The sequence below is a fragment of the Nocardioides sp. NPDC023903 genome, from assembly GCF_040639295.1.
Lineage (GTDB): Bacteria > Actinomycetota > Actinomycetes > Propionibacteriales > Nocardioidaceae > Nocardioides.
In genome coordinates this window covers 214952-237194 of record NZ_JBEZZS010000005.1, presented here as the reverse complement: position 1 = coordinate 237194, position 22243 = coordinate 214952, and the positions used below count along the sequence as shown (strand labels likewise).

The 22243-nt window shown below is 68.9% G+C and carries 21 protein-coding genes and 1 riboswitch; of the genes, 16 read left to right on the top strand and 5 right to left on the bottom strand.

Annotation, left to right across the window (positions count from 1 at the left end):
* Positions 1-49 precede the first annotated feature (49 nt).
* Positions 50-1513 carry a malate dehydrogenase (quinone) gene (gene mqo, locus AB0F44_RS08850; protein WP_357354594.1) on the bottom strand — a complete coding sequence of 488 codons (1464 nt, stop codon included), beginning with the start codon at positions 1511-1513 and terminating at the stop codon, positions 50-52.
* Positions 1514-1675: 162 nt separating this feature from the next.
* Between mqo and AB0F44_RS08845 the strand changes: the two genes are divergently transcribed.
* Entirely contained in the window at positions 1676-2776 is a 1101-nt protein-coding gene (locus AB0F44_RS08845) for a PLP-dependent cysteine synthase family protein (protein WP_357354593.1), read from the top strand.
* Here AB0F44_RS08845 and AB0F44_RS08840 read toward each other — a convergent pair.
* Positions 2740-3438 carry a TIGR02206 family membrane protein gene (locus AB0F44_RS08840; RefSeq protein ID WP_357354591.1) on the bottom strand — a complete coding sequence of 233 codons (699 nt, stop codon included), beginning with the start codon at positions 3436-3438 and terminating at the stop codon, positions 2740-2742. The genes AB0F44_RS08845 and AB0F44_RS08840 overlap by 37 nt on opposite strands.
* A gap of 203 nt (positions 3439-3641) precedes the next feature.
* Entirely contained in the window at positions 3642-4415 is a 774-nt protein-coding gene (locus tag AB0F44_RS08835) for a putative protein N(5)-glutamine methyltransferase (protein WP_357354589.1), read from the bottom strand.
* Positions 4416-4431: 16 nt separating this feature from the next.
* On the opposite strand from AB0F44_RS08835, the gene AB0F44_RS08830 reads away from it, so the two are divergent.
* The 3 genes from AB0F44_RS08830 to AB0F44_RS08820 are packed head-to-tail and all read left to right on the top strand — an operon-like array spanning position 4432 to position 6246.
* Complete coding sequence (locus tag AB0F44_RS08830) at positions 4432-4788, top strand: hypothetical protein (protein ID WP_357354587.1); 357 nt, start codon at positions 4432-4434, stop codon at positions 4786-4788.
* On the top strand, positions 4785-5228 hold the full coding sequence (locus AB0F44_RS08825; protein ID WP_357354585.1) for a hypothetical protein: 444 nt from the start codon (positions 4785-4787) through the stop codon (positions 5226-5228). Before AB0F44_RS08830 ends, AB0F44_RS08825 begins: the two co-directional genes overlap by 4 nt.
* A complete protein-coding gene (locus AB0F44_RS08820; RefSeq protein ID WP_357354583.1) occupies positions 5194-6246 on the top strand; it encodes an MBL fold metallo-hydrolase in 1053 nt (350 codons plus the stop codon). Before AB0F44_RS08825 ends, AB0F44_RS08820 begins: the two co-directional genes overlap by 35 nt.
* Here AB0F44_RS08820 and AB0F44_RS08815 read toward each other — a convergent pair.
* Complete coding sequence (locus AB0F44_RS08815) at positions 6236-6667, bottom strand: GNAT family N-acetyltransferase (RefSeq protein WP_357354581.1); 432 nt, start codon at positions 6665-6667, stop codon at positions 6236-6238. The two genes, AB0F44_RS08820 and AB0F44_RS08815, sit on opposite strands and share 11 nt — an antisense overlap.
* Before the next feature lie 30 nt (positions 6668-6697).
* Positions 6698-6806: riboswitch (TPP riboswitch) on the top strand.
* On the opposite strand from AB0F44_RS08815, the gene AB0F44_RS08810 reads away from it, so the two are divergent.
* From AB0F44_RS08810 to AB0F44_RS08780, 7 genes are all read left to right on the top strand, one after another.
* A complete protein-coding gene (locus AB0F44_RS08810) occupies positions 6803-7864 on the top strand; it encodes a thiamine ABC transporter substrate-binding protein (protein ID WP_357354579.1) in 1062 nt (353 codons plus the stop codon). Its footprint overlaps the riboswitch before it by 4 nt.
* Positions 7861-9519, top strand: a complete 1659-nt coding sequence (locus tag AB0F44_RS08805) for an ABC transporter permease subunit (RefSeq protein WP_357354577.1) — start codon at positions 7861-7863, stop codon at positions 9517-9519. Before AB0F44_RS08810 ends, AB0F44_RS08805 begins: the two co-directional genes overlap by 4 nt.
* Before the next feature lie 18 nt (positions 9520-9537).
* Positions 9538-10554, top strand: coding sequence for an ABC transporter ATP-binding protein (locus AB0F44_RS08800; protein WP_357354575.1), 1017 nt, complete (start codon positions 9538-9540; stop codon positions 10552-10554).
* Between the two features lie 11 nt (positions 10555-10565).
* The gene (locus AB0F44_RS08795) at positions 10566-11633 is read left to right on the top strand and encodes a phosphatase PAP2 family protein (RefSeq protein WP_350660231.1); all 1068 of its coding nucleotides are present in this window, start codon (positions 10566-10568) and stop codon (positions 11631-11633) included.
* A gap of 31 nt (positions 11634-11664) precedes the next feature.
* On the top strand, positions 11665-13578 hold the full coding sequence (locus tag AB0F44_RS08790) for an acyl-CoA dehydrogenase (RefSeq protein WP_357354573.1): 1914 nt from the start codon (positions 11665-11667) through the stop codon (positions 13576-13578).
* Positions 13579-13940: 362 nt separating this feature from the next.
* Positions 13941-14744, top strand: coding sequence for a hypothetical protein (locus AB0F44_RS08785; RefSeq protein WP_357354571.1), 804 nt, complete (start codon positions 13941-13943; stop codon positions 14742-14744).
* 26 nt (positions 14745-14770) lie between these two features.
* Complete coding sequence (locus AB0F44_RS08780; protein ID WP_357354569.1) at positions 14771-15322, top strand: AAA family ATPase; 552 nt, start codon at positions 14771-14773, stop codon at positions 15320-15322.
* Between the two features lie 126 nt (positions 15323-15448).
* Here AB0F44_RS08780 and AB0F44_RS08775 read toward each other — a convergent pair whose 3' ends face one another.
* Complete coding sequence (locus AB0F44_RS08775; RefSeq protein ID WP_350660226.1) at positions 15449-15940, bottom strand: inorganic diphosphatase; 492 nt, start codon at positions 15938-15940, stop codon at positions 15449-15451.
* Between the two features lie 86 nt (positions 15941-16026).
* Between AB0F44_RS08775 and dacB the strand changes: the two genes are divergently transcribed.
* The 5 genes from dacB to ftsH all read left to right on the top strand — a co-directional run bounded on the left by dacB (position 16027) and on the right by ftsH (position 22237).
* Complete coding sequence (gene dacB, locus AB0F44_RS08770; protein ID WP_357354567.1) at positions 16027-17406, top strand: D-alanyl-D-alanine carboxypeptidase/D-alanyl-D-alanine-endopeptidase; 1380 nt, start codon at positions 16027-16029, stop codon at positions 17404-17406.
* Between the two features lie 24 nt (positions 17407-17430).
* A complete protein-coding gene (locus AB0F44_RS08765) occupies positions 17431-18480 on the top strand; it encodes a zinc-dependent metalloprotease (protein ID WP_357354565.1) in 1050 nt (349 codons plus the stop codon).
* Entirely contained in the window at positions 18477-19460 is a 984-nt protein-coding gene (gene tilS / locus AB0F44_RS08760; protein ID WP_357354563.1) for a tRNA lysidine(34) synthetase TilS, read from the top strand. The genes AB0F44_RS08765 and tilS overlap by 4 nt, the downstream gene beginning before the upstream one ends.
* Positions 19461-19470: 10 nt before the next feature.
* A complete protein-coding gene (gene hpt / locus AB0F44_RS08755; protein ID WP_141801736.1) occupies positions 19471-20022 on the top strand; it encodes a hypoxanthine phosphoribosyltransferase in 552 nt (183 codons plus the stop codon).
* 151 nt (positions 20023-20173) lie between these two features.
* Positions 20174-22237, top strand: a complete 2064-nt coding sequence (gene ftsH, locus AB0F44_RS08750) for an ATP-dependent zinc metalloprotease FtsH (protein WP_357354561.1) — start codon at positions 20174-20176, stop codon at positions 22235-22237.
* Positions 22238-22243 lie beyond the last annotated feature (6 nt).

Below are 22243 nucleotides of genomic sequence, written 5' to 3'. Positions count from 1 at the left end.
GCGACGAAACTGACGTTTCGTCGCCCACAACTGCAGATTCGGCTGACAGTCAGCCCAGGTGGAGCTGGCGGTCGGTGCGCGCGAAGGTCTCGGCGGCGAGCTCGGGGTTGGCGCTGAGCTCGGGACCGGTGGCCGGGATCATCGTCTTGAGCTGGGGCTGCCAGCTGTCCCAGCGGTCGGGGAAGCAGCGGCGCAGGACGTTGATCATGATCGCCGGGGCGGTCGAGGCACCCGGAGACGCGCCCAAGAGCCCGGCGATGGTGCCGTCCTCGGCGGTGATGACCTCGGTGCCGAACTGGAGTACGCCGTCGGGACGGATGACCTGCACCCGCTGGCCGGCGATGATCCGGTCCCAGTCCTTGCGGTCGGCGGCGGGGAAGAAGTCCAGGAGGTCGTCGAACTTCTTGCGCGGCGAGCGCAGCAGCTCCTTGACCAGGTAGACGGTGAGGTCCATGTTGGTCAGCCCGGCCCGCAGCATCGGCAGCAGGTTGTGGGGCCGCACCGAGAGGAACAGGTCGGTGAGCGAGCCGGTCTTGAGGAAGCGCGGGCTCCAGCCGGCGTACGGACCGAACATCAGGTGGGTGTCGCCGTCGACGTAACGGGTGTCGAGGTGAGGCACCGACATCGGCGGGGCACCGACGGCGGCCTTGCCGTAGGCCTTGGCGCGGTGCTGGGCGACGAGCTCCGGCTTGGACGTACGCAGGAACTCACCGGAGACCGGGAAGCCGCCGAAGCCGCGGATCTCCCGGATTGCGGCCTTCTGTAGCAGCGGCAGTGCGTAGCCGCCGGCGCCGACGAAGACGAACCGGGAACGCAGGTGGTACTTCCCGGTCTCGTTGCGGCCGTAGATGTGCCAGAAGCCGTCCATGGTCTGGTGCAGATCGGTGACCTCGGACCCGGTCTCGAGGTCGGCGCCCTTGTCCACCAGGGTGCTGGTCAGGATCGAGGTGAGCGAGCCGAAGTCGACGTCGGTGCCGGCGTTGGTCCAGGTGGCCGCGACCGGCTCCTCGGCGAGCGACTTGGCCGAGCGGCCCTCGAGCAGCAGCGGCGCCCAGCCCCTGATGACCTCGGGGTCCTCGCTGAACTCCATCCCGCCGAAGAGCGAGTGGACCGACAGCGCCTCGTAGCGCTTGCGCAGGTAGTCGACGTTCTCGGCACCCCACACGAAGGACATGTGCGGGACGGTGTGGATGAACTTGTCCGGGTCCGGGATGCGGCCGTTCTCGACCAGGAAGGACCACAGCTGACGGGAGAGCTGGAACTGCTCGTTGACGGTGACGGCCTTGGAGATGTCGACCGAGCCGTCGGGGTTCTGCGGGCTGTAGTTGAGCTCGCACAGCGCGGAGTGACCGGTGCCGGCGTTGTTCCACGGGCCGGAGGACTCGACCGCGAGCGAGTCGAGCCGCTCGATCAGCTTGATGGACCAGCTGGGCTCCAGCTCCTGGAGGAGCACGCCCAGGGTGGCGCTCATGATGCCGCCGCCGATCAGCACTACGTCAAGAGGTTCGTCCACAGGTCTTTTGTCTCGCTTTTGGGGCCGCAATGGTTAATCGGGGTCCTTAGATCGGTCTAACTTGTGGGCAACTTCACTGCCCGGACCCGATCGTGTTTCGGTCTGTCATTGTGGCTCACCGCACATGCCGAGGACAGATCAGGGTGGAGTTACGCTCGGCCGGTGCCTCGCCTCTCTGACTCTCATCGCGCCTGGATCGACGAAGCCGTACGCCGCGTCGAGGCCGACGCGCAGCGCTCGGCCGACACCCATCTGCACGTCGTTCCGCTCCCCGTCCGCGACGGTGCGAGCGGCGGTGTCGACCTCTATCTGAAGGACGAGTCGGTTCATCCCACTGGCTCGCTGAAGCACCGCCTGGCCCGGTCGCTGTTCCTCTACGCGGTCTGCAACGGCTGGCTCCACGAGGGCTCGACGGTCGTCGAGGCCTCCTCCGGATCCACCGCGGTCTCGGAGGCCTACTTCGCCGGGCTTCTCGGGCTGCCGTTCGTCGCGGTGATGCCTCGCTCGACCTCGGAGGAGAAGGTGCGCCTGATCGAGTGGCACGGCGGCCGCTGCCACTTCGTCGATCGCGCTCCGGACATGTACGCAGAGGCCGAGCGCCTCGCCCGCGAGTGCGGTGGCCACTACATGGACCAGTTCACCTACGCCGAGCGGGCCACCGACTGGCGCGGCAACAACAACATCGCCGAGTCGATCTTCGACCAGATGTCGCAGGAGCGGCACCCGGTGCCGACCTGGATCGTCGTCTCGGCCGGCACCGGCGGCACCTCCGCGACGATCGGCCGCTACCTCCACTACCGCCGCCACCCCACCAAGCTCATGGTCGCCGACCCGGAGAACTCCGCCTTCTACGGCGGCTGGGAGACGGACACCTCCGACTACGCCACCGGGATGCCGTCGCGTATCGAGGGGATCGGCCGACCGCGGGTCGAGCCGTCCTTCGTCGGAGGGGTCGTCGACGACATGGTCCAGGTCCCCGACGCGGCGTCGATCGCGACGATGCGCTGGCTCTCGGCCCGGATGGGCCGCTCCGTCGGCCCCTCCACGGGCACCAACGTGTGGGCATCGCTGGGTGTCGTAGGCGAGATGGCGGAGGCCGGCACCGAGGGAAGCGTCGTCTCGCTGCTGTGCGACTCCGGGGAGCGCTACCGATCGTCCTACTACGACGACGGCTGGGTGAGCGAGAAGGGCATCGACCTGGCGCCGTACGCCTCGGCTCTCGCCGACTACGAGCGCACCGGCGTCCTCGTCGACCCGTCCTGACGCGCCCAGATCCGCAGACCCAGCGTCAGCAGCGCCCACACGCCGGCGACGATCAGGATCTCGTTGAGGATGTAGACCGGCCACGGCCCCAGCAGGTCGAGCATCGATCCCGACTCCGGCTTGAAGCGCAGGTAGCCGTAGTTGGCGTCGAGGACGAGATTGAGGACGTACGCCACGGCGGCCCACGCCGCCGTGGTCGCGACCGCCCAGCCGTAGTCGCGCCACTTCGGTAGCAGCTTGAGCCCGAAGATCAGGTAGACCGCGGCGATCACGATCATCAGGTGCTGACCCCAGAAGGTGAAGTAACTGACGTCCGGGAAGTCCATGACGTCCGGGGTGAAGACGCCCTGCGTGGTCAGCGTGAGGCCCCAGAAGCAGGTCAGCGCGGTCGGGTAGGGATGGTGGGTCCACAGCGCGAACGCCGCCGCGACCCACGCCAGGTCGCACAGATGGATCGGCAGATCGATGAAGAGATCGAAGTCGGTGACCCACTCGTGGGCCTGCAACGGGATCGTCGTCAGCGGGATCGCGAGCGCGAATCCTCGTGAGAATTTCGACGGTTTCGCCTCGGCCCGCTGTCGTCTGCCCAGCCAGACGACAGCCACGATCCCCGCTGTGAGCAGGGACAACGGCACCAGGTGGGCCGGACCGTAAGCCTGCATATCGGAAGTCTGACGGGATTCTCGAAAAAGTTCTTCCCAACCCGCGTCATGAGTCCGCGGGTGGCCCGTTTCATCGGCGAGAAGGTCGTCCACCGGTGGGGGGTGGACGACCTCTCCAACACCGAGGTTGGTGTGGCGGTCCCTCTGAATGCACACTGCGGGGGTGGTGTGCAATCAGAGGGACGCCTCGCTTTTGGGTGCTCTCAGGGGGCCGTTCCGGTCACCGCGGTCGCGTAGAGGTCCTCGTCGTGATGGATCTCCGCGACGAGCCCCCGCTCCCGCATCAGGCTCGCGGTGATGGGTGCCTGCTCCTGGCCGGACTCGATGACGAGTACGCCGCCGGGCGCCAGATGCTTCGGGGCCTGCTCGATCACGCGCCGCTGGATGTCGAGCCCGTCCGCGCCGCCGTCGAGGGCGACGTGGTGCTCGTGGTCGCGCGCCTCGGGCGGCATGTTCCGGATCTGGTCGCTCGGCACGTAGGGAGCGTTGGCCACGATCACGTCGAGCTCGAGGTCGTGGGGGAGCGGGTCGTAGAGGTCACCCAGGAGCACGCGGTTCGGTGGCAGGTTCTCGCGAGCGCACTCGACTGCCGCCGGGTCGATGTCGGTGGCCCAGACCTCCGCGTCCGGGAGACGTGCCGCGATGGCGGCGCCCAGCGCTCCGGTCCCGCAGCCGAGATCGAGAACCTTCAGGGCTGCGCCTGGCTCGGCCGTCCGGCAGGCGAGCTCGACCATCAGCGCCGAGCGCTGCCGGGGCACGAACACCCCCGGCGCGACCCGGATCCGGAGCCCGCAGAACTCGGCCCAGCCCAGGATGAGCTCCAACGGCTCGCCGGCCACGCGGCGTACGACCATCTCCTCCCGCTCCTGGGCGGAGACCGGGGCGGACTCGAGCAGTGCCGCCTCGTCCTCGGCGAAGACGCAGCCGGCGGCGCGGAGACGGGCGACGAGCCCCGGATCGGGAGATGTGGAGGTCATTGGAGAAGATTGGCACGTGGACGCCGTGACCCTGATCGGATTTATCGTGGCCGGATATGCCGCGTTCGTGACGATCGCGGCGGTGCTCGGCGTGGTGCTGAAGGCGCCCCGGCCGAAGTGGCTGGACCAGGTGGCGTGGATGCTGGAGATCCTGGCGGTCGTGCTCGCGATCGGGGCGCTGGCGGCGTGGTCGGGCGGGCGCAAGCCGGAGTCGCTGTCGACCTTCCTGGGCTACCTCGGCGCGCTGGTGTGCCTGATGCCGCTCGCGCTGCAGACGATGCGTACGGACCGCTCGACGTGGTCCTCGGGCGTGATCGCGGCGGCGGCCCTGGCGACGGGCGTCGTGGCCGTACGCGTCATGATGGTCCGGTGACCGCGACCTCGCCCGCCAAGACTCGTTCCGGTCCGCACCTGGTGCTGCTGACCGTCTACGCGATCTTCGTGCTCGCCGCCGGAGCCCGGTCGTTGGTGCAGGTCTTCACCGCCTTCGACGAGGCCCCGATCGCCTACTCGCTCTCCGTGGTCGCGGCGGCGACGTACGTCGCGGGCTGGTTCGCGATCCGCCGCGCGGCCGCCGGGTCGGCGGGCTTCGCGAAGATCATGCTGTGGATCGAGCTGGCCGGGGTGGTCGTCGTCGGTGTCCTGTCCTTGGCCGTGCCGTCGTGGTTCCCGGATGACTCGGTATGGTCGAAGTTCGGGAGCGGATACGGTTTCGTTCCTGCCCTGTTGCCGATCCTGGGCCTGCTCTGGCTCTGGAAGGTCAACCCGAAGGAGACGGATGAGTCAGTCGACAGCCACCGCCATCTCGCCTGACTCGGGGGAGCACTGGTCCGCTCCGGGAGCATGGACGGTCGCCGACGGCGTGCATCGGATCCCGCTGCCGCTGCCGATGGACGGGCTCAAGGCGGTCAACATCTACGTCCTCGAGGGCGACGACGGGCTCTCGCTGGTCGATGGTGGCTGGGCGATCACCGAGGGACGTACGGCGCTCGAGTCCGGGCTGAAGAAGCTCGGCTTCGAGTTCGGCGACATCCGGCGCTTCCTGGTCACCCACGTGCATCGCGACCACTACACCCTCGCCTCGGTGCTCGGTCAGGAGTTCGGCGCGGACGTGCTGCTCGGCGCCGGCGACCGGCCCACCCTCGAGCTCACCAACGGCGACCTCGACGGCTGGGTCTCGACCGACCGGCTGCTCGCCCATGCCGGAGCGCACGAGCTGGCCGCGGAGTGGGCGGCCAACCCGCCGCCCGCGCCCGATCTGTCCCACTGGCGGATGCCCGACCGGTGGCTGGAGGGCGACGTACGCCTCGACGTGGCTGGCCGCGATCTCGACGCCGTGCACACCCCGGGGCACACCCAGGGCCACTACGTCTATGCCGATCTGGCCGGCTCGGTCCTGTTCGCCGGCGACCACGTGCTACCCACGATCACGCCGTCGATCGGCTTCGAGCCGGTGCCGGTCATCGACCCGCTGGGCGACTTCATGGCCTCGCTGACCAAGGTCCGGACCCTGCCCGACCTGCGCCTTCTCCCCGCCCACGGCCCGGTCGCCTCGTCGTCGCACGCCCGCGTCGACGAGCTCCTGGCCCATCACGAGTCGCGGCTGGCCCAGTCGCTGGCGTCCTTGCGCGCCGGTCGGCGCTCAGCGCTCGAGGTCGCCAACGACCTCGGCTGGACCCGCCACGAGCGCGCCTTCGCCGAGCTCGACTTCTTCAACGCCGGCCTCGCGGTCATGGAGACCAAGGCCCATCTCGAGCTGTTGGCCGCCCGCGGTCAGGCGACCCGCGAGGAGACCGAGACCAGCGTTCTGTTCGCCCCCGTCAGCGTGTGAGTCGCATCGGCGTGTGCGGGATGCCGTCCTCGAGGAACTCCTCGCCGTCCTTCACGAACCCGAACTTGGCGTACCAGCCGGCCAGCGGCGACTGAGCGTCGAGGACGATGTCGCGGTCGGTGAGGGCCTCGACGGCGGCGGTCATGATCACGTCGGCCAGGCCCTTGCCGCGGTGGGCGGGGGCGAGGACGACGCGGCCGATCCGCCACACGTCGCCGTCATCGAGGATGCGGGCGGTGCCGGCGAGCTGGTCGCCGTCGCTCAGCACCACGTGACGCGTCCCGGGCTCGAGGTCGCGACCGTCCAGGTCGAGGTAGGGGCAGTCCTGCTCGACGATGAAGACCTCCTGGCGCAGCCGCCACAGGGCGTACGCGGTCTTCGGGGAGAGGTCGTCGAAGGACGAGATGGCGACGTCGGTCATGGGTGGATTCTCGCAACCAGTAGTGTTGGTGGGAACAGACAGGGGAGGCCGGAAGGCCTGAGAGTGCGGCGAACAGCGCCGCAGACCCTCCGAACCTGCTCCGGTTGATACCGGCGAAGGGAGTCAGAAATGCGCATGCGTACGCCTGCCATCGCTGCCACTGCTATCTCCGCTCTGCTGCTGTCCGCGTGCGGCGGCAGCCCCGCCGAGCCGGACGCCAAGCCGTCGAGCGGCGCCGACGACAAGACCGTCGTGCTGCTGACCCACGACAGCTTCACGCTGCCGAAGGAGGTGCTGGCCGAGTTCACCGAGAAGACCGGCTACACCGCCGAGATCCGGCACGCGGGCGACGGTGGCGAGCTGACCACCAAGATCGCCATGGACACCGGCAACCCCGACGGCGACGCGGTCTTCGGCGTCGACAACACCTTCGCCAGCAGGGCGATCGACCAGGGGGCGCTGGAGGCCTACACGCCTGAGACCGTCCCGGCCGGGGTTGACGAGTTCAACCTCCCCGGGGACGAGAAGCACTTCCTCACCCCGGTCGACAACGGCAGCGTGTGCGTCAACATCGACACCGAGTGGTTCGCGGCGAAGAAGCTGACGCCGCCGGAGTCGCTCGACGACCTGGCCGAGCCTGCGTACAAGGACCTCTTCGTGACCCCGGGCGCGGCGACGTCGACGCCGGGGATGGCGTTCCTGCTGGCCACGATCGCCGAGTACGGCGAGGACGGCTGGGCGGACTACTGGGGCAAGCTGATGGACAACGGCACCAAGGTCGTCGACGGCTGGGACCAGGCCTACTACTCCGACTTCACCCAGGGCGGGGGCAAGGGGACGCGACCGATCGTCCTGTCGTACGACTCCTCGCCGGCCTTCACCGTCAAGGACGGCAAGACGACGACCAAGGCACTGCTCGACACCTGCTTCCGGCAGGTCGAGTACGCCGGTGTGCTCAAGGGCGCCGACCATCCCGAGGGCGCCCAGGCGCTGATCGACTTCATGCTCTCCGACAGCGTGCAGGGGGCGTTGCCGGAGAGCATGTACGTGTTCCCCGTCTCCTCCGGCGTCGAGCTGCCCGCCGACTGGGCGAAGTTCGCGCAGCAGCCGACTTCGCCACTCTCCGTCGAGCCTGAGGAGATCGACGAGAACCGGGAAGCGTGGCTGGCGACCTGGAGTGACACGATCGCGCAGTGAGCTCCACCCGTCGTGCTGTGACCCGGCGAATCGGGACCCTGGTCGCGCTCGCCGCTCTCCCGGTGGCCGTGCTGGCGGTCTTCTTCGTCCTGCCGGTCATCGGGATGGTGCAGCGCGGCCTGTTCTTCGAGGGATCGTTCGATCCTGCGGTCGTGACCAGGATCCTGGGGCGCCCGGAGATCCAGCGGGCACTCTGGTTCACGCTGTGGTCCTCGGGGCTGGCGACGGTGCTGAGCGTCGCGCTCGGGTTGCCGGCCGCGTTCGCGCTCCATCGGCTGAGCTTTCCGTTCCAGCGCGTCATTCGAGCGGGGCTGCTGGTGCCGTTCGTGCTCCCCACCGTCGTCGTCGGGGTCGCCTTCCGTGAGCTCATCGGCGAGGCGGGCTTGCTTGCCGGGTTGGGGCTCGACGGCACGCCGACCGCGATCATCCTCGGGCTGGTCTTCTTCAACGCCTCGGTCGTGATCCGCGCGGTCGGGGCGGCCTGGGAGTCGCTCGACCCGCGTCCCGGTGAGGCTGCTGCCGCGCTGGGCGCCTCGCCGGCACGGGTCCTCCTGACGATCACCCTGCCGGCGCTGCGTCCCGCGATCGTCTCCGCGGCGTCGGTGGTCTTCCTCTTCTGCGCGACCGCGTTCGGGATCGTGCTCACCCTCGGCGGGGTGCGCTACAACAGCATCGAGACCGAGATCTACAAGCTGACCTTCACTCTGTTCGACCTTCCCGGTGCCGCCGTGTTGTCGGTGCTCCAGCTGTTGGTCGTCATCGGGTTGCTGGTCGTGGCCGGCCGGCTGCGCTCGGTGCCGGATCCCGCGCAGTCCCGGGTCGTCGTACGCCGCCGGCGGGTCTCGCTGCGGGACCTCCCGGCCCTGTTGTCGACGTCGGTGCTGGTCCTGCTGGTCGCCGGGCCGCTGCTCGCCCTGCTGCTCGGGTCGCTGCGGGCCGATGACCGGTGGAGTCTCCGGAACTACACGGCCCTGCAGACTCCCGGGTTCGACCCGCCGCTGCCGGTGCCGGTCACGACCGCGCTGATGACCTCGCTGGCAGTCGCGGTGCAGGCGTCCCTGGTCGCGCTGGCTCTCGGGCTGCTGGTGGCGTTCGCGGTGACGCGCCGGTCCCGGTCGGTGGCCGAGCGTCGGGTGCGTTCCGTCCTGGACGGGCTGTTCATGGTGCCGCTCGGGGTCAGCGCCGTCACGCTGGGGCTCGGGCTCTACCTGACCCTCGGGTCGGCCCCGCTCGACTTCCGCGACGAGCCGTGGCTGGTGCCGCTGGCGCAGGCTCTGGTGGCGTTGCCCCTGGTGGTGAGGACGTTGGTGCCGGTCCTGGGGTCCGTCGACGACCGCCTCCGGCAGGCCGCCGCCGGGCTCGGGGCCGGGCCGTTGCGCGCGGTCATGACGGTCGACGTACCTGCCATCTGGAAACCGCTCCTCGCCTCCTCCGGGTTCGCCTTCGCGGCATCGCTCGGGGAGTTCGGCGCGACCTCCTTCCTCGTCCGCGAGGAGCGTCCCACCCTCCCTGTCGTCATCCTGCGGTTGCTCTCCCGTCCGGGGTCCGACAACTACGGCATGGCCCTCGCCGCCGCCTGCGTCCTCGCCGCCACCACCGCCGTCGTGATGCTCCTCGTCGAGCGTCTCCGCGTACCTTCGATCGGAGCACTGTGAACCAGGATCGAGGTTGCGATGCTGTCGCTGCGTGAGGTGTCGGTGGCGTACGACGGGAAGGCGGCCGTCTCGGACGTCAGTCTGGAGCTGGCGGACGGGGAGGTGCTGGCGCTGCTCGGGCCGTCGGGATCGGGGAAGTCGACGCTGCTGCGGGCCGTGGCCGGGTTGGAGCCGGCGACGGGGGAGATCAGCTGGGACGGGCGGGAGTTGCGCGGGGTGCCGACGCACAAGCGTGGCTTCGCGCTGATGTTCCAGGACGGGCAGCTGTTCTCGCACCTCAGCGTCGCGAACAACGTCGCCTACGCGATGCGGTTGCGCCGCATCCCGGCCGCCGACCGTACGAAGAAGGTGGCCGACCTGCTGGAGCTCGTCGGCCTGGGCGGCTACCAGGACCGCCTGCCCGGCACGCTGAGCGGTGGCGAGCGGCAGCGGGTCGCGCTGGCGCGTGCGCTCGCGGTCGAGCCGCGGCTGCTGCTTCTCGACGAGCCGCTCTCCGCCCTCGACGCCGGGCTGCGGGAGCGGCTCGCGGGCGACCTGCGACGGATCCTGCACGAGGCGGGCACCACCGCGCTGATGGTCACCCACGACCAGGAGGAGGCCTTCGCGGTCGCCGACCGGATCGCGCTGCTGCGCGACGGTCACCTGGTGCAGCAGGGGACCCTGCGGGAGGTGTGGGCGCGGCCGACGGACACCTGGGCCGCCCTGTTCCTGGGGTACGCCCGCGTGCTCGAGGGGCCGGCGGCGTACACGGTCCTGAAGGCCGCCGGGATGGCAACGGCCGGCGCGGTGGCGCTGCGCCGCTCCGCCTTCGTCGCCGATCCGGCCGGCCCGCTCACCGGCACCGTGGTCTCGGCCAGGGCTACGCCGGAGCTGCACCGGCTCGTCGTACGTCTCGATGACGTCGGTGAGGTCGACGCCGTCGCTGACTCGGCGCCGGCGCCGGGGGAGTCGGTCAGGCTGAGGGTCGAGCCGAATCGGCTGGCCGTCCCAGAATCTGTTGTCCCCGAATCGGCAGAGCGGCCACCCGCCATTTAAACTTAACGGCTATGTATCGCCGCGCTCAGATCTTCCTCGTGAGCAGCGCGCTGATCTTCGGCCTGATCGCAGTCGTAACCGCGCAGATCGTCGACAAGCGCATGCTCGACCCGGAGGGCTTCCTCGGACCGTCCTGGCTCCGTCTTCCCCTCCTCGTCGGAGCTGCGCTCCTCGTCGACCTCGTGCCACGGACGCTGTGGATGGCGAAGTTCAAGTGGAAGGACATGGGGCCGATCTTCAAGGAGCGGGTCCGCACCCACTGGACGCGTGAGCGGCTGACGCTCGTGGCGATGGGCATCGTCTGCTTCTACCTGGTCTACGTCTGCTACCGGAACCTCAAGTCGTTCCTGCCGTTCGTGGTGCCGGAGACCTACGAGTTCGACCACGAGCTGCACCTGATCGACAAGGCGGTGCTCTTCGGCGCCGACCCGGCGATCCTGCTCCACGACCTCCTCGGCACCGGCTGGGTGGCGTGGTTCCTCTCCTACATCTACATGTGGTTCCTGCCGCTGGTGCCGTTCGCCGTCGCCGGCTGGCTGGTGTGGTCGCGCAACCTCGCCTACGGCTACTGGTTCGTGAGCTCGCAGTGCATCGCCTGGATCCTCGGCACGGTCTCCTACTACTGCCTGCCGACGGTCGGTCCGGGCCTGCAGTACCCCTATCTCTACGCCGACCTGCCTGAGACGCCGGCGAGCACACTGATGGAGTCGCTGGTCTTCACCAGGCAACACGTCCTCTTCGACGTCGACGCCAACGTGGTGCAGTCGGTCGGTGGCTTCGCCTCGCTGCACTGCGGCATCACCCTGCTCGTGGCGCTGATGATCCAGGCCACGATCAACAACAAGATCGCCCGCTGGGCCGGCTGGATCAACTTCGGGATCACCGTCGTCGCGACCGTCTATTTTGGCTGGCACTACCTCGCCGATGACATCGCGGGCTGCATGATCGCGCTCGTCGCCTACTACTTCGGTGGGCTCGCAGCCGGCCAGAAGTTCCAGCGCAAGGGCGTACGCCGGCTCGTCGCGGAGTCCGACGAGATCGCCGACCGCGAGTCGAAGGTCGCCCACGAGCTGACCTGATCCGGGACCCGTCTCGGCTTAAGGTGGCGGTGTGACCGCCATCGATGCAGCCTCACTGACCGCACTTCTCGACGGGCGATATGCGGGAGTCCGGGAGGACGTACGCAAGTCCCTGATCGCGCGCGCCGACTTTCTCGACGAGGTCGAGGAACTGCCCCGGCCGGAGTATCGCGAGCGCGTACGGGAGGTGCTCCTCGATGTCTCCGCGACCGGTCTGACCGGGCTCGGGTTCCCGAAGGAGTACGGCGGGGGCGGTGACGTCGGCGCCTCCATCGCAGCCTTCGAGGAGATGGCCGGCGGCGACCTGTCGCTGCTGGTGAAGTCGGGCGTGCAGTTCGGGCTCTTCGGTGGCGCGATCCTGCAGCTCGGCACGGCGCGTCACCACGATCGCTATCTCGCCGACATCGTCTCCGGGCGCCTGCTCGGCTGCTTCGCGATGACCGAGCACGGCCACGGGTCCAACGTGGCCGCGGTGGGGACCGTGGCCACCTACGATCCGGCTGCGCAGGAGTTCGTCATCGAGACGACCCGGGAGGATGCGTACAAGGACTACATCGGCAACGCCGCGGCCCACGGTGAGGTCGCGGTCGTCTTCGCGCAGCTCGTGGTCGGCGGCGAGGAGCGTGGCGTCCATGCTCTGGTGGTGCCGATCCGGATCGACGGCGCGCCCGCTCCCGGCGTCCGGATCGAGGACGACGGGCCCAAGATGGGGCTCAACGGCGTCGACAACGGACGGCTGTGGTTCTCGGGCGTGCGGGTGCCGCGTACGTCTCTCCTGAACCGCTTCGCGGACGTCACCGAGGCCGGCGAGTACGTCTCCGAGATCGAGTCCGCCGGACGGCGCTTCTTCACCATGCTCGGCACGCTTGTGCAGGGCCGCGTCTCGGTCGGCGGCGCCGGGATCCGGGCATCGGAGGTCGCGCTGACGATCGCGGTCCGCTACGCGCTGCGCCGCCGGCAGTTCGAGGCGTCCTCGGACGCCGAGGAGTCGCTGCTCCTCGACTACGGCCAGCACCAGCGGCGACTGCTGCCGCTGGTCGCGCGGACCTACGCGCTGCGCTTCGCGCAGGAGGTCGTACGCGACGACCTGCACGACGTCTTCTCCGGCGTCGCCACCTCCGAGCACGCCCGGCGCGAGCTCGAGTCGCGAGCGGCCGGCACCAAGGCCCTGGCGACCTGGCACGCGACCCGGACGATCCAGGAGTGCCGGGAGGCCTGCGGCGGGGCGGGCTATCTGGCCGCCAACCGGTTCGCGGCCCTGAAGGCCGACACCGACGTCTTCACGACCTTCGAGGGCGACAACACGGTGTTGTTGCAGCTGGTCGCCAAGGGGCTGCTCACCAACTACTCCGGCGAGTTCGAGGAGATGGACCAGCTCGATCTGGTCCGCTTCGTGGCCGGTCTCGCCGTCGAGACGGTCCTGGAGCGGACCGCCGTGCACAAGCTGCTCGAGCGGGTCCGCGACGTCGTCCCCGTGGCAGGGGAGCGCGAGCCGGACATCCTCGACTCCGACTACCACCTGGCGATGCTGCGCTTCCGCGAGGAGCACATGCTCGCCGGCGTCGCCCGCCGCCTGCAGTCGGGGGTCAAGGCCGGGCGTGAGCCGGGGGCGGTCTTCTCGACCGTGCAGGACCACGTCATCGGCGTCGCTTACGCGCACGTGGAGCGGCTGATCCACGAGGCGTTCCGGGAGAAGGTCCGCGGGCTCCCCGAGGGTCCCGTACGCGACCTGATGGACCTCCTCTGCGACCTCAGCGCCCTCTCCGTCATCGAGGCCGACCGCGCCTGGTTCATGGAGCACGGCCGCCTCTCCTCCGAGCGCTCCAAGGCCATCACCGCCGAGGTCAACCGCCTCTGCCGCCAGCTGCGCCCGGATGCAAGGTTGCTCGTCGACGGCTTCGGCGTGCCGGAGGAGCTGCTGCGGTCGAAGGACCTGCTCGGCTGAGGGGCGGTGGATGCTCACCGAGGTAACTCGGTCGGGTGTCGCTTACTTCGTGGAGTTCCGCGAGGTAAGCGGGTGTCCACCGAGGTACCTCGGCGAGCATCCACCCGGCGCACCACGCGAAAGTGGGCCGCTGACTCTCCACAGGCGACGTTCGGGTCTGGGTTATCCACAGCCAGCCGATATCTGGTCGGAAACATCGGTGTGAGGGCAAACCCTGGGACGCATGGACCCACTACGACTCATCACCGCCACAGAAGGCTTCTTCACCCGCCGCGAGGCCAAGAACGCCGGCTAATGCAGACCGTGAGATCACTGGTGTCGTCCGCCAGGGCGCATGGCATCGGATCAGACGCGGGGCATACGTGTTCGCCGACGAGTGGGCAACGCTGGACCCGGTCGGACGACATCGCGTGCGTGCCCGAGCCGTGCAGCGCTCGCTGGGCAGCAAGATCGCTCTGAGCCACGTGTCCGGCATGGTCGCTCACGGGATCGACCTGTGGGGTGTGGACCTCGCGAAGGTACACGTGACCAGGCTCGATGGTGCAGGAAGACCGCTCGAGGGAGACGTCGTCCATCACCTGGGTGTCGTCGGGGAGGAAGAGGTCGAGACACGCGACGGGCTACGTACGCTGCCTGCGGTGCGATGCGCGCTGGAGACGAGCCTCCAGGCCAACGACGAGGTCACTCAGTGCCTTCTCGAGGCCGGCCTTCGAGCGAAGGCATTCACCAAGGAGGAGCTGATCGCCGAATACAAGCGGATGAACCAGTGGCCCTTCAGCCATCCGCTCGGAGCCGCCGTCGCACACGCTGATCCGTTGTCGGGATCGATCGGGGAGTCGCGATGCCTGTGGCTGTTCCGCGTCGGAGGTCTGCCGCGTCCGCAGCTGCAGGTGCCGGTCTACCGAGCGGACGGTTCGCTGGTCGGCATCGTCGACTGGGCTTGGCCCCAGTTCCGGTTGTTCGGTGAGTTCGACGGCAAGGTCAAGTACGGAAAGCTGCTCAGGCCCGGCCAGTCGCCCAGCGATGCGGTCTTCGAGGAGAAGCGGCGCGAGGACGAGATCCGAGAGATCACCGACTACGGTTTCGTTCGCTTCATCTGGGAGGACCTGGACAGTCCCCGGCGGACGTTGGCTCGGGTCGAGTCCCGGATGCGAATCGCCAGCTGAACGCCCACGGGTGGTTGACTGGTCACGTGGCCAGGCTGATCCTCATCAACGGAATGCCCGGTGTAGGAAAATCGACGCTCGCCAGGCGCTTCGCGGCCGACCACCCCGGCACGCTGGTGTGCGACATCGATCTGCTGCGTACCTTCATCAGCGGGTGGAGAGACGACTTCATCGGGGCCGGCGCACGGATCAGGCCCGCGGCGCTGGGGCTGATCCGCGGCTATCTCAGCGAGTCCGGCGACGTCGTGCTTCCACAACTGTTCGCCCGAGTCAGCGAGCTCCAACGCTTCGAGCGGGCGGCGCACGACGCCGGCGCCGAGTTCGTAGAGGTCATGCTCGAGGCAGTCGAGGACGACGCACTACGTCGTTTCCACGCACGGGATGACGGCAATGATCCCTGGCATCCGCTCGTGAGGGAGATTGTGGCGGAGTCCGGTGGCGACGAGCATCTGCGTGCGTACGCCTCCAAGCTCGCCGAACTGGTGGCCCAACGCCCCGCGACGAAGGTCCTCGCGACCGTCGCGGGCGAGGTGGACGCGGCCTACGCCTCCTTGCACGCCGCGCTGGGCGAATGCTGACCGAGTTACCTCGGTGAACGAACACTTCCTTCGTGGAACTCCACGAAGGAAGTGACACTCAACCGAGTTACCTCGGTCAACATTCGCGCGCCCCGACCGAGTTACCTCGGTCAACAAGCGACGGCCTCAGTGAGCGGTGTTCTTGAACCGGTCGATGGAGGCGGCGATCTCCGACTCCGCGGCGGCCTTGCCGACCCAGTCGGAGCCCTTGACGGACTTGCCGGGCTCGAGGTCCTTGTAGTGCTCGAAGAAGTGCTTGATCTCGTTGAGCGTCCACTCGTCGACGTCGGCGAGGTCCTGGATGTGGTCGAAGCGGGGGTCGCAGGGGACGCAGAGGACCTTCTCGTCCTGGCCCTGCTCGTCCTCCATGACGTACATCGCGACGGGGCGGGCCTCGACCAGCACACCCGGGAAGAGCGGGTAGGGGGTGAGCACCAGCGCGTCGAGCGGGTCACCATCCCCACCGAGGGTGTCCTCGATGTAGCCGTAGTCTGCGGGGTACATCATGGAGGTGAACAGCACGCGGTCGAGTCGAAGCCGGTTCGACTCGTGGTCCACCTCGTACTTGTTGCGGGATCCCTTGGGGACCTCGATCAGTACGTCGAACTCCTGCGTCACTTCTCTGCCTCCAGACAAACCCAAAAACGGAATGCCGGACAGTCTGACATCGATCGGCGTCAGATCCGGCATCGAGGAGGATATCCGTGGAGCCCCAAAGCGCGCCGAAGTGGCCTTCCGAGGAGCCGGAGGAGAGCCGCGGAAAGCTCGTGGTCGTGCTGCCGCTGGTGCTCGCGCTGCTGGTGGGCGCGGCGGCCGCGGCGTACGCCTTGGGGTGGGCGCGCTATGCCCGCGGCAACGTCGCGCCGACCCCTCCACCGGCCCCGCTGAGCATCGCCGCGGTCAGCCCCGCGGCGGTCGCGGGCGAGCAGACGAGAGCCCCGGGAAAGCCTGATCAGGCCGCGCTGGAGCAGGTGATGCGGGAGATGGTCGGCGACAAGCGGCTCGGCAAGCACCTCAAGGCGGCGATCGCGCCGCTCGAGGGCGCCCCGCTGGTCACCCACGGCTCCGGGGCCGCGACCCCGGCGAGCGTCACGAAGGTGCTGACCAGCGTGGCGGTGCTGGAGGCGTACGGCCCGGAGCGCCGGTTCGAGACCAGCACCACGCTCCAGGGGAGCACCGTGACCCTCGTCGGGGGAGGTGACGCATCTCTCAGCACCAGCGACCTCGACGACCTCGCCGCGGAGACGGCGCGGGAGCTCGGCACCACCAAGTCGGTGACCCTCGCCTACGACGACACTCTCTTCGGCGGCCCGACGCTGAGTCCCACCTGGCGACGCACCTACCTGGGCGAGGAGGTCGGCGGGATCACCGCGCTGCTGGTCGACCACGGCGGCTCCCAGTCGACCGGCTACAGCCGGGACCCGTCCACGCAGGCCGCCGAGCAGTTCAAGAAGGCCCTGGTCAAGCACGGGATCAAGGTCAACGGGAAGCCCGCGCGGGGGACGAAGGCAGGCACCCAGCTCGCCGTACGGCAGGGCGACACCCTCCGCGAGATCGTCGAATACACGCTGCAGCACAGCGACAACCAGCTCGCCGAGGTGCTCGCCCGGCAGGTCGGGCTCGCGGCGGGCGCGCCGACGTTCGACGGTTCCACTGCGGCGATCACGGCCACGCTGAAGGACCTCGGCATCGACACCACCGGCCTGGTCCTCCGCGACGGCTCCGGCCTCTCCCGGCAGAATCTGATCCCGCCGGCGCTGCTGGTGAGCACGCTCCAGACCGCCGCCAGCCCCAACCGTCCCGAGCTGGCCCCGGCGATGACCGGCCTCCCGGTCGCCGGCTGGGTCGGCTCCCTCTCGCGGCGGTTCAACTTCGACGCCGAGCCGGGTCGCGGCCGCGTCCGGGCGAAGACCGGCACCCTCACCGGCGTCTCCGGGCTCGCCGGCATCGCGATCGACGCCCGCGGCACGCCGTTCGTCGTCGTACTCATGGCCGACGGGTTCAAGCCCGAGCAGACCCTGGACGTACGCGACGCCCTCGACGACGCGATCACGGCGGTCGCGACGTGTCGATGCTCGGCATAGGTCCGGTCGGATACGGTCGTACGCATGACCCATCGTGCTGAGGACCCCGCCCCGTCCGGAGCCGCCATGGTCGACTGGGACCTGGCCGTACGCCTCGGCGCGAAGGTCGCCGGAGATGGCCCGATCGTCTCGCGCAGCGAGGCCCAGCACGCCGTCGAGGAGCTGCGGGCGGACGCCGCCAAGGCGACCGAGTTCGTGCGCGCCTTCACCGGCCTGGACGCGCCCCGCGACACCGCGCCCGTCCTGGTGGTCGACAGAAGGGGCTGGATCCAGGCCAACGCCGACACCTTCGCCCACGTGATCTCGCCGGTGGTCGACCGGATCACCGCGAAGCGAACCCCCGGCGCCCTGACCATGGCGGTCGGGTCCAAGGTCAGCGCGGCCGAGGTCGGCGGCCTGCTCGGCTTCATGGCCTCGAAGATCCTCGGCCAGTTCGACCCGTTCTACGGGCCGTCGGGGCGGCTGCTGCTGGTCGCGCCCAACGCCGTCCACGTCGAGCGCGAGCTCGGCCTGGACCCGACCGACTTCCGGCTGTGGGTCTGCCTCCACGAGGAGACCCACCGGGTCCAGTTCACCGCCAGCCCGTGGATGCGCGAGCACCTCTTCGCTCAGATCGAGGGCCTCTCCGAAGCGATGGACCCGGCCTCGATCTTCGACGGCGGGCTGCAGCGCGTCACCGAGGCGCTCAAGGGCAACGGCAGCATCGTGGACGCCTTCGCCAAGCCCGAGCAGAAGGAGATCATCGACCGGGTCACCGGGATGATGTCGCTGCTCGAGGGCCACGCCGACGTGGTCATGGACGACGTAGGTCCCGGCGTCATCCCGAGCGTCACCACGATCCGCAAGGCCTTCAACAAGCGTCGTCAGGGCATCGGCGTACTCGACCGCCTGCTGCGCCGCCTGCTCGGGCTGGAGGCCAAGATGGCGCAGTACCGCGACGGCGCGAAGTTCGTACGCCACGTGGTCGACCGAGTCGGTATGGAGGAGTTCAACGCCGTCTTCGCCGGCCCCGAGAACCTCCCGTCGAAGGCCGAGATCGTCGACCCGGACGCCTGGGTCACCCGGGTCCTGTGAGCCTGCACCCTTCGATCGCAGCCGTACGCCGCCCCGTCCGCGCCACACTCGCCCGGCTCGAGCCGGGCGAGAAGGTGATGGTGGCCTGCTCCGGGGGAGCGGACTCCCTGGCGCTGGCCTCGGCCGCGGTCTTCGAGGGCCACAAGCTCGGGCTGCACATCATCGGCGCGACCGTCGACCACGGGCTGCAGGACGGCAGCCAGGCACAGGCCGCGAGGGTCGTCGGACAGCTCGCCGAGATGGGCGTCGACGAGACCGTGACCGCGACGGTGGAGGTCAAGGCCGACGGGGAGGGTCCCGAGGCTGCGGCGCGGCAGGCCCGCTACGCGGTCCTCGACCAGCTCGCCGAGCGCGTCGGCGCGAGCGTGATCCTGCTCGGCCACACCCGCGACGACCAGGCCGAGACCGTGCTGTTGGGGCTGACCAGGGGCTCGGGTGCGCGCAGCCTCTCCGGGATGCGCGCGATCTTCGACCGCTATCGACGGCCGCTCCTCGCGACGACCAGGATCGACACCGAGACCGCCTGCCAGGTCGAGGGCCTCGACGTCTGGCAGGACCCTCACAACCGCGACTTCGCCTACACCCGCGCGCGCATCCGCCACCGCGTCCTGCCCACGCTCGAGGAGGACCTCGGCCCGGGGGTCGCCGACGCGCTGGCTCGCACGGCCGAGCAGCTCCGCGAGGACGCTGACTTCATCGACGACATCGCCGAGGCGATGCACCGCGAGCTCGGCGGGACCCTCCCGGTCGAGACCCTCGCCGCGTATCCGTCCGCCGTCCGGACCAGGGTCCTCCGGATCGCGGCGATCGAAGCCGGCAGCCCGCCCGCGGAGCTCACCCGTGAGCACGTCAAGGCCGTCGACGAGCTGGTCACCGGCTGGCGCGGCCAGCGTTGGATCGACCTCCCAGGACACCTGCGGGCGAAGCGTACGAACGGTCGTATCGTCTTCGAATCGGGACCGTTCACACCAAGCCCTTAGAGTGACGGACATGGACACCGAGTACGTCGGCGACGACCTCGTGAAGACCCTGTTCACCCACGACGAGATCCAGGCGAAGGTCGAAGAGCTGGCCCGCCGGATCGAGAAGGACTACGAGGGCCAGGAGCTGCTGATCGTCGGCGTCCTACGTGGTGCGGTGATGATCATGGCCGACCTCGCGCGCGCCCTGAACCGCCACGTCGAGATGGACTGGATGGCCGTCTCCTCCTACGGCTCCGGCACCAAGTCGTCCGGTGTGGTGAGGATCCTGAAGGACCTCGACACCGACGTCACCGGCAAGCACGTGCTCGTCGTGGACGAGATCATCGACTCCGGCCTGACCCTGACCTGGCTGACCTCAAACCTCACCAGCCGCGGCCCGGCGAGCATCGAGATCGCCACCCTGCTCCGCAAGCCCGAGGCGGTCAGCATGCCGGTCGACGTGAAGTACGTCGGGTGGGACATCCCCGACGAGTTCGTGGTCGGCTACGGCCTCGACTTCAACGAGAAGTACCGCAACCTGCGCGACATCTCGACCCTCGCGCCGCACATCTACAGCTGAGGCTGGAACTGAGCCGGCGAGCGCCTGCTGTTACGCCAACAGCGGAACCGCACAGATGGGGCGGGCACGATTTGGCGTGTACCGTCGTTCTAAATGACGTGCGCGCTGCCCTGCGTGCGTGTCTGACCCCGTAAACGGTTGAAAGAAGCCTGTGAAGCGCATATTCAAAGGTCCCTGGCTGTGGATCATCGTGGCAGTGCTCGGTGTGATCCTGGCGCTGCAGTATCTGGCCCCCCGCAACGGCGGCGACGAGATCACCACCAGCGAGCTGACCGAATACATCCAGGACGACAAGGTCAAGGAGATCACGTTCGTCGACGGCGACCAGGAGATCAAGGCGACCCTGGTCAAGGGCACCCGTGATGGCGGCTCCGAGGTCACGACCTCCTGGGTCGACGGTGACCAGGAAGCGCTCATCGAGATGGTGCGCAAGACCGAGGCCGAGGGTGAGAACCTCGAGGAGTTCAACTCCGAGGTGGCCAAGCCCTCCGTGCTCGGCTCGATCCTGAGCTTCGCTCTGCCGTTCGTGCTGATCATCGTGCTGTTCCTGTTCCTGATGAACTCGGTCCAGGGCGGTGGCGGTCGCGGGGTCATGCAGTTCGCCAAGTCCAAGGCGAAGCTGATCACCAAGGACATGCCGAAGACGACGTTCGCCGACGTCGCCGGTGCTGACGAGGCGGTCGAGGAGCTCCAGGAGATCAAGGAGTTCCTCCAGGAACCCGCGAAGTTCCAGGCCGTCGGCGCCAAGATCCCCAAGGGCGTGCTGCTCTACGGCCAGCCAGGCACCGGTAAGACCCTGCTCGCGCGCGCCGTCGCGGGCGAGGCCGGCGTGCCGTTCTACTCGATCTCCGGTTCTGACTTCGTCGAGATGTTCGTCGGTGTCGGTGCGAGCCGTGTCCGCGACCTGTTCGAGCAGGCCAAGGAGAACGCTCCCGCCATCGTCTTCATCGACGAGATCGACGCCGTCGGCCGTCACCGTGGTGCCGGCATGGGCGGTGGCCACGACGAGCGCGAGCAGACGCTCAACCAGCTCCTCGTGGAGATGGACGGCTTCGACGTACGCGGCGGGGTCATCCTGATCGCGGCGACCAACCGTCCCGACGTGCTCGACCCGGCGCTGCTGCGCCCGGGCCGCTTCGACCGCCAGATCCAGGTGGACGCTCCCGACCTCGCCGGTCGCGAGAAGATCCTGCAGGTCCACGCCCGCGGCAAGCCGCTGGCCGGCGACATCGACCTCGACTCGGTCGCCCGCCGAACCCCCGGGTTCTCCGGTGCCGACCTGGCCAACGTGCTCAACGAGGCCGCGCTGCTGACCGCTCGCAGCGACCAGAAGCTGATCACCAACAAGGCACTCGACGAGGCCATCGACCGGGTCATCGCCGGCCCGCAGAAGCGCACGCGTCTGATGAGCGAGCAGGAGAAGCTCATCACCGCCTACCACGAGGGTGGCCACGCGCTGGTCGCCGCGGCTCTGCCGGGCCCGGACGTGGTCCAGAAGATCACGATCCTGCCGCGCGGCAAGGCGCTGGGCTACAACCTGGTCATGCCCGACGACGACCAGTACTCGCAGACCCGGTCCTCGATGCTCAACAAGCTCTCCTACATGCTCGGTGGACGTGCCGCGGAGGAGCTCATCTTCCACGACCCGACCACGGGTGCCGGCAACGACATCGAGAAGGCGACCAACCTCGCCCGCGCGATGGTCACCCAGTTCGGTATGACCGAGCGCCTGGGTGCGATCAAGCTCGGCGAGTCCAACGGCGAGCCGTTCCTGGGCCGTGACATCGGTCACCAGCGCAACTACTCCGAGGAGGTCGCGGCCGTCGTGGACGACGAGACCAAGAAGCTCCTCGCCACCGCGCACCAGGAGGCCTTCGACATCCTCGAGGAGAACCGGGACGTCCTCGACAGCCTGGTGCTGGAGCTCCTCGAGAAGGAGACGCTCTCCAAGCACGAGGTAGCCGCGATCTTCGAGCCGCTGCGTCGCCGTGACCCGCGTCCGGCCTGGACCGGCTCCGACACCCGCCGCCCCTCCGAGCGCCCAGCGGTCGAGATCCCGCGGTGGATCGTCGAGCGCGACAAGGAGAACCTCGCCAAGGCGATCCGCGCGGCCGGGAAGCAGTCCGGCGTTCAGTCCGGCACCCAGTCCGCCAACGGTGTCGACGTCACGAAGCCGACCGAGGCCGGTTCGCCCGAGGGCACCCCGCCCGCCTGATACTGA

Coding starts and splice junctions, on each gene's coding strand:
- AB0F44_RS08840 (WP_357354591.1), bottom strand. CDS start 3,438: ATGCAGGCTTACGGTCCGGCCCACCTGGTGCCGTTGTCCCTGCTCACA.
- AB0F44_RS08835 (WP_357354589.1), bottom strand. CDS start 4,415: ATGACCTCCACATCTCCCGATCCGGGGCTCGTCGCCCGTCTCCGCGCC.
- AB0F44_RS08820 (WP_357354583.1), top strand. CDS start 5,194: ATGAGTCAGTCGACAGCCACCGCCATCTCGCCTGACTCGGGGGAGCAC.
- AB0F44_RS08815 (WP_357354581.1), bottom strand. CDS start 6,667: ATGACCGACGTCGCCATCTCGTCCTTCGACGACCTCTCCCCGAAGACC.
- AB0F44_RS08810 (WP_357354579.1), top strand. CDS start 6,803: ATGCGTACGCCTGCCATCGCTGCCACTGCTATCTCCGCTCTGCTGCTG.
- AB0F44_RS08800 (WP_357354575.1), top strand. CDS start 9,538: ATGCTGTCGCTGCGTGAGGTGTCGGTGGCGTACGACGGGAAGGCGGCC.
- AB0F44_RS08795 (WP_350660231.1), top strand. CDS start 10,566: ATGTATCGCCGCGCTCAGATCTTCCTCGTGAGCAGCGCGCTGATCTTC.
- AB0F44_RS08765 (WP_357354565.1), top strand. CDS start 17,431: ATGACCCATCGTGCTGAGGACCCCGCCCCGTCCGGAGCCGCCATGGTC.
- hpt (WP_141801736.1), top strand. CDS start 19,471: ATGGACACCGAGTACGTCGGCGACGACCTCGTGAAGACCCTGTTCACC.